This is a genomic window from Streptomyces sp. NPDC051664 (genome assembly GCF_044453545.1).
Classification (GTDB): domain Bacteria; phylum Actinomycetota; class Actinomycetes; order Streptomycetales; family Streptomycetaceae; genus Streptomyces.
Genome location: NZ_JBITCU010000014.1, coordinates 184,079 through 190,208, shown reverse-complemented (window position 1 = coordinate 190,208; position 6,130 = coordinate 184,079). Strand labels below are relative to the sequence as shown.

Sequence of the window (6,130 nt, the reverse complement as noted above, 5' to 3'; positions counted from 1 at the left end):
CCCCGATCTTCGACCTCGTCGACTACGGCGTCGTCGGCGACCTCTTCCAGGTCGTCCCCCAGCTCACCGACGAGGTCAACACCCGCAAGGGCTGATCCTCCGACGAGCTGTACCCGTTCTCGACGGTCCGGGGCCGCGTGGTGTGTTCTCACCGCGCGGCCCCGGACCGTTTCTGATCACCATTGACGCATGTCCGACAGCCTTATAACTTCACTATACGGATTACTGATTCCGGGAAGCGGAAACAGTGAGAGTGTGGAGGGTGCCGAAAATGGGTCAGCAGGAGAAGGTGTCAACGAGCCTCGCCGGTGCGGTCAGCGAGGAGATCAGCGCCTCCCTCACGGCAGTGGACGCCGAGCTCGCCCGCCGCTACCCGGGAGACCCAGGCACCCGCCAGCCCGTCCACACGGTCTACGTCCCCGGCGACATCTTCACCGCCGGCACCATCCGCTCCTGGGGCGACCAGGCGTTGAAGGCCCTCGACGAGCATGCCCCCGACGCCGCCTCGTTCGCAGCCGTCCTCGGCATCCCGGAGGAGCTCGCCGCGCCTGTCCACGACCGCGTACGCGCCAAGCTGAGCCGCGAGCCCGTCGAGGACCTTCGCATCGACTTCGAGGACGGCTACGGACCCCGGCCCGATGCCGAGGAGGACGAGGTGGCCGCCCGAGCCGCCCGGCTGATCTCGGAGGCGTACGAGAACGGCACGGCGGCCCCGTACATGGGCATCCGGATGAAGTGCATGGAGGCCGCCGTACGCGACCGGGGCATCCGCACCACGGACATCTTCCTCACCGGCCTGATGCAGGCGGGCGGCCTCCCCGAAGGCCTGATCCTCACCCTTCCCAAGGTGACGTACCCCGAACAGGTCACCGCCTTCGTCCGGCTACTCGAAGCCTTCGAAGAGGCCCACGGTCTGCCGTCGGGCCGACTCGGCTTCGAGATCCAGATCGAGACCAGCCAGTCGATCCTGGCCGCCGACGGCACCGCCGCCGTGGCCCGCATGATCGACGCCGCGCGCGGCCGCGCGACCGGCCTGCACTACGGCACCTTCGACTACAGCGCCTGTGTCGGCGTCAGCGCCGCCTACCAGGCGAGCGACCACCCGGCCGCGGACCACGCCAAGGCCGTCATGCAGGTGGCTGCCGCAGGCACCGGCGTGCGCGTCGCCGACGGTTCGACCAACGTCCTCCCTGTCGGCCCCACCCACCAGGTCCACGAAGCCTGGCGACTCCACTACGGCCTCACCCGCCGAGCCCTGGCCCGCGCCTACTACCAGGGCTGGGACATGCACCCTGGCCACCTGCCGACCCGTTACGCGGCTGTCTACACCTTCTACCGCGAAGGCCTGGAACAGGCTGCGGCCCGACTCGCCGCATATGTGGCCAAGGCGGGTGGCGATGTGATGGACGAGCCCGCCACCGCCAAGGCCCTCAGCGGCTACCTGCTGCGCGGCATCGACTGCGGTGCCCTGGACACCGCCGAGGTCGCCCGTCTTACGGGGCTGACCCGGGCGGACCTCGACGCCTTCGCCTCGCCGCGACGCGGGGGACTGACGGTGACGGCGCCGTAGCGCGCGTGGTTCAGGCCGTGCCGTGACCAGGCGTGGGCTCCGGCCGTACCGTCAGCCCCGCAGGAAGGTCTCGACGGTCCCGCTGAAGTGAAAGGGATCGTCGAGCCACGGGAAGTGGCCGGCGCCCGGCTGGACGGCGAGTTCGGCGTCGGAGAACAACCCAGCGACAGTGGCCGCGACGCGAGGCAGCGGACCACTGTCCAGCTCGCCCGCCAGGATCAGCACCCGGGCGTCCAGCGCGGCGATGGCGTCGCGGGCCGCGGCAGGGGCGAAGGCGCCGTCGGACGCGTAGATGTCCGCGGCCTCGTAGTTGCTCTGCTCGACGTCGGCTGCTGCGTGGGCCTGGGCGGCCGTGTCCCAACGCCCGTAGAAGAGCGGGGCGATGGCATCCCAGTCGGCGTCGGTGGCGGAGCCTGCCCGGACGGCATCGTACGCGTCCCGCGCGGTCTTGAACCACGGCTCGGCAGTGCGCAGGGCGGCGGCTTCGCGACGATGCTCCTCGGTGAAGTCGACACCGAGGGCACGCGCACGGGCGGTGATCAGGGTAAGGGTCCGAATGCGCCAGGGATGCCGGGCCGCGTGGAGGATCGCGAGATCGCCGCCCGCGGAGTGCGCCAGCACGTCCACGCGGTCCAGACCGAGGTGTTCGCGGAAGGCCTCCACATCGGCCACCTGCCGGTCGACGCGGTAGGTGGCCGGGTCGGCGGGGACGCCTGAGTCGCCGGTGCCCCGCAGGTCGAGCATGACCAGTCGGCGTCGGCTCGACAGCCCACCCAGATCGCCGAGGTAGGCGGAGGCGCGCATGGGGCCGCCGGGCAGAACGAGCAGCGGTTCGCCGTCACCCACGAGGTGATAGGCGAGTTCGGTTCCGTCAGCAGCGGCGAAGACAGGCATGGCGCAATCCTGATGACCGTACGACCGAGACGACAAGCGGTTTACGCAGAGCTCCCCGGCCAGGCCGGCCGCCTCGTGAGGACTGAGGTGGCACGGGAGCCGAAAACGGTGAGGATAGGGGGACCGACTCGCGAGGAGACGCCATGACCGATGCAGTTCGCCGCCCTGCCGACCTCCGTGGATCCGCCGCCGCGCTCCTGCCCGAACTGGTCGCGCTGCGCCGCGCCCTGCACCGGGAGCCCGAGATCGGCCTGGAACTGCCGCTGACCCAGGCGAAAGTACTGGCAGCGCTGGACGGGCTGCCCCTGGAGATCACCCTCGGCAAACAGCTCGCCTCGGTCACGGCCGTGCTGCGTGGCGCGCTGCCCGGTCCGGTGGTGCTGCTCCGCGGCGACATGGACGCGCTGCCGGTGCAGGAGACGAGCGGGCTGCCGTACGCCTCCGAGATCCCCGGCGTGATGCACGCCTGCGGCCACGACCTGCACACCGCCGGACTGGTCGGCGCCGTACGGCTGCTCTGCGAGCGGCGCGACACACTGGCCGGAACCGTGGTGTTCATGTTTCAGCCCGGCGAGGAAGGCGACGCCGGGGCCCGGGTCATGGTCGACGAAGGTGTGCTCGATGCCGCGGGCACCAGGCCGGTGGCCGCGTACGCCCTCCATGTCGCCTCCGCGCTGCTGCCGCACGGTTTCGTCGGCACCCGCCCCGGACCGATCCTGGCCGCCGCCGATTCCCTCGACGTGACCGTGCGCGGGCGCGGCGGGCACGGGTCCAGTCCGCACAGCGGCCTGGACCCGATCCCGGCCGCCTGCGAAGCCGTAACAGCTCTGCAGACCATGGTGACCCGCCGCTTCGACGTCTTCGACCCGGTTGTCGTGACCGTCGGCAGCTTCCACGCGGGCACCACCCACAACGTCATTCCCGACGAGGCCGTGTTCTCCGCGACCATCCGGTCCTTCTCCGCCGAGGCACGGGCCCGTGTGCACGAGGAGGCGCCCCGGGTCGTACGCGGCATCGGGGAGGCGCACGGGATGACCGTGGAAGCAGTCGTCGACGAGGGCTACCCGGTCACCGTCAACGACCCCGCCGAGGCGGCGTACGCAGCCGAGACGGCGGGCCAACTGTTCGGAGCCGACCGCTACTTCGAGCTGCCGAACCCGATCGCCGGGGCCGAGGACTTCGCCTTCATCGGTCAGCACATCCCTTCCGCCTATCTGATGCTCGGCGCTTGCCCTGCCGATCTCGACCCCACCACAGCCCCCTACAACCACTCCCCGGAAGCCCTCTTCGACGACTCCGTACTGGGTGACGCGGCGGCGCTCCTCGCGCAGCTGGCGCTCGGACGCCTCGGCAGGGGCTGAGGACCAGGCTCACCGGCCCTTCAGGCCGCCAGTTCGTGCTCCATCCGGCGTGTGATCCGGCCGGCGAGGGCAAGGGGCGCGAGGGAGCAGAGGACACCACCGAGCAGCGCCGTCCACCAGAGGACGGCCGGGCCGATACCTGTGTAGAGAGCGACGCCCACGGTGAGGGCGGCGAACCGGGAGACCCCCCAGGTCCACTGGAACGCTCCCTGGTAGCGGCCGCGTGCGTGGGCCGGGGCGAGGTTGGCGACGACCGCGGAGGCGATCCCGGACACGCACGCCTCGCCGACCGACCAGACGACCACCGACAGCGTGTAGCCCACGACGCTGTCCGCGACACCCGTGAGCGCCACACCCGCGGCGATCAGTACGCTGCCCGCCGCGTGGACCGGAATCTGCGGGAACCGGGCGAGCCGGGCTGTCGCGAACGGCTGCAGGACCACCACCAGCACCGCGTTGACCGCCGCCATCGCCCCGTAGACCGCGGGGGAGAGCGCACTGTCATGGATGGCCAGTGGCAGCGCGACCTCGGTCAGCGAGTAGACGAAGAGCTGGACCCCGAACAGCGGGAGCAGCGCGAGCAGCAGCCGGTCCCGGAGGACGACGCCGTATCCGACGCCGTCGCGCGCCCCGGTCCGGCCCTTCGCCGCGCGGGTCTCGGTCACCCGGGTGACGACGACGACGGCGTACGCCAGCATCGTCCCGGCGTCGACCGCGAAGAGCAGCCAGTAGCCGTGCGCGGCGAGGAAACCACCGAGGACGCCTGCCGCCGCCGTACCGATGTTGACGCCCCAGCCGAACAGGGCGTACGCGCGCCATCGGCGCTCCGCGTCCACGGAGTCGGCCATCAGCGCGTACACGGCAGGGCTGATCATCGCTCCGGTCGCACTGAGCAGCAGTGCGGCGCCGGCCATCGTCGGCACACCCGGTGCCACGAAGAGCGCCCCCTGCGCCGCGGATGCGCCGAGGAGACCGATGAGCATCGTCGGCCGCCGGCCGATCCGATCGGCGAGCAGCCCGCCGATCGCCGGTCCGAGCAGGTTGCCCGCGCCCAGGGCGCCGAGGACGTACGAGGTCTGCGTGCCGGTGATGCCGCGTGCGGCGAGGAAGAACACCAGGAAGGGCGTGACCAGATAGCCGAGCCGGTTGATGATCGTGCCGGCGAAGAGGGTCCAGACCGTGGGCGGCAGGCCGCGAAAGGTGGAGAACATGCGAGGAGCGTGCAGCCCGACCGCTGTGCCCGACCATTGATTAAGCTGAGACCGAATCCAACGAGCGGTCGGCTCGGGAACTCCGGACAGGTGGGGCACATGGAGTCGGAACTGAGCTTCTCCACCGCGGACTTGGCGCAGACCCGCTTCGCCGTCTCCCCGATGTGGGAGGTCGTCACCAGCTTCCGGCTGCTGCGGGCCGAGGCCGAGCCGCCGCTGCACCGGCGGTGGGCCGCACAGGTGCGGCCCCGGCTGGTGGAGGCGGGGCTCGACCGCGGGTGGCTCGCTGAGCTGATCCCCGCAGGTGGCTACCTCGCGGATTTCCTCAATCCGACTCCCCCCGCCCCTTTCCCCGAACTCGCCGGTGAGTTGGAGGCGATCCGCCAGACCTCTCCTGAGCGGGTACGGACCGATCTCGGCAGACTCGGCGTCGAGCGGGATCTCGGGCAGTCCGCGCGGCTCAGGCTGCTGGGCGAGGCACCGGAAGCGGCGCTGGAGAAGGTCGCCGCGGAGATCGAGATCTACTGGGAGCTGGCGCTCGCACCCTACTGGGCCCGGATCCGTCGGCTGCTCGAAGCCGATGTCTTCCGCCGGGCGCGGCAGGTGGCCGAGCTGGATGCCGCACAGGTCCTCAACGAGCTGCACGAGTCGGTTCGTTGGGACGAGAGCAGCCTGCGCCTCGTCCGCCGGCAGTGCGCCCTGACCCGCGCCGACTCGGGCGCGGGGCTGCTGCTGGTGCCCTCCGTGTTCGCCTGGCCGCGGGTGCTGACGCGCTCAGTGGCGCCGGACCCGCCACAACTCGCGTATCCGGCACGGGGTATCGGCACCCTCTGGGAGCCGCGGACCCCGGTCGCCGGTGAGGCGGTCGCCGCCGTCCTGGGCCGCTCCCGCACCCTGCTCCTCACCGAGCTCGACACCCCGGCCTCCACCACTGTGCTCGCCCAGCGCTCGGGACTGTCCGCGGCCGGGGTCTCCCAGCACCTCACGGCCCTGCGGAATGCGGGCCTGGTCACCGCGCACCGGGCCGGACGCTCGGTCCTCTACGCACGTACCTCCGTCGCTGACGCGCTGCTGACGCCCGCCGGAGGCTGATC

5 protein-coding genes are annotated in these 6,130 nt (G+C 71.3%); 3 read left to right on the top strand and 2 right to left on the bottom strand.

Features of this window, described 5'->3' with window-relative positions; all coding sequences use genetic code 11:
• Positions 1 to 271 precede the first annotated feature (271 nt).
• Positions 272 to 1,570, top strand: a complete 1,299-nt coding sequence (locus ACIA8E_RS25520) for a DUF6986 family protein (RefSeq protein ID WP_399301638.1) — start codon at positions 272 to 274, stop codon at positions 1,568 to 1,570.
• Between the two features lie 51 nt (positions 1,571 to 1,621).
• On the opposite strand, the gene ACIA8E_RS25515 is transcribed toward ACIA8E_RS25520, so the two are convergent.
• Positions 1,622 to 2,464 carry an alpha/beta fold hydrolase gene (locus tag ACIA8E_RS25515; RefSeq protein WP_399301637.1) on the bottom strand — a complete coding sequence of 281 codons (843 nt, stop codon included), beginning with the start codon at positions 2,462 to 2,464 and terminating at the stop codon, positions 1,622 to 1,624.
• Between the two features lie 143 nt (positions 2,465 to 2,607).
• On the opposite strand from ACIA8E_RS25515, the gene ACIA8E_RS25510 reads away from it, so the two are divergent.
• A complete protein-coding gene (locus tag ACIA8E_RS25510; protein ID WP_399301636.1) occupies positions 2,608 to 3,825 on the top strand; it encodes a M20 family metallopeptidase in 1,218 nt (405 codons plus the stop codon).
• A gap of 20 nt (positions 3,826 to 3,845) precedes the next feature.
• Here ACIA8E_RS25510 and ACIA8E_RS25505 read toward each other — a convergent pair whose 3' ends face one another.
• Positions 3,846 to 5,036 (bottom strand): MFS transporter, encoded by a 1,191-nt coding sequence (locus ACIA8E_RS25505; RefSeq protein WP_399301635.1) that lies wholly within the window; start codon positions 5,034 to 5,036, stop codon positions 3,846 to 3,848.
• 99 nt (positions 5,037 to 5,135) lie between these two features.
• Here ACIA8E_RS25505 and ACIA8E_RS25500 point away from each other — a divergent pair, with 99 nt between their 5' ends.
• A complete protein-coding gene (locus tag ACIA8E_RS25500; RefSeq protein ID WP_399301634.1) occupies positions 5,136 to 6,128 on the top strand; it encodes a DUF5937 family protein in 993 nt (330 codons plus the stop codon).
• Positions 6,129 to 6,130 lie beyond the last annotated feature (2 nt).

What these genes read in the sequence shown, in the direction of transcription:
- ACIA8E_RS25505 (WP_399301635.1), bottom strand. Translation starts at nt 5,036, where the DNA reads ATGTTCTCCACCTTTCGCGGCCTGCCGCCCACGGTCTGGACCCTCTTC.
- ACIA8E_RS25500 (WP_399301634.1), top strand. Translation starts at nt 5,136, where the DNA reads ATGGAGTCGGAACTGAGCTTCTCCACCGCGGACTTGGCGCAGACCCGC.
- ACIA8E_RS25515 (WP_399301637.1), bottom strand. Translation starts at nt 2,464, where the DNA reads ATGCCTGTCTTCGCCGCTGCTGACGGAACCGAACTCGCCTATCACCTC.
- ACIA8E_RS25520 (WP_399301638.1), top strand. Translation starts at nt 272, where the DNA reads ATGGGTCAGCAGGAGAAGGTGTCAACGAGCCTCGCCGGTGCGGTCAGC.
- ACIA8E_RS25510 (WP_399301636.1), top strand. Translation starts at nt 2,608, where the DNA reads ATGACCGATGCAGTTCGCCGCCCTGCCGACCTCCGTGGATCCGCCGCC.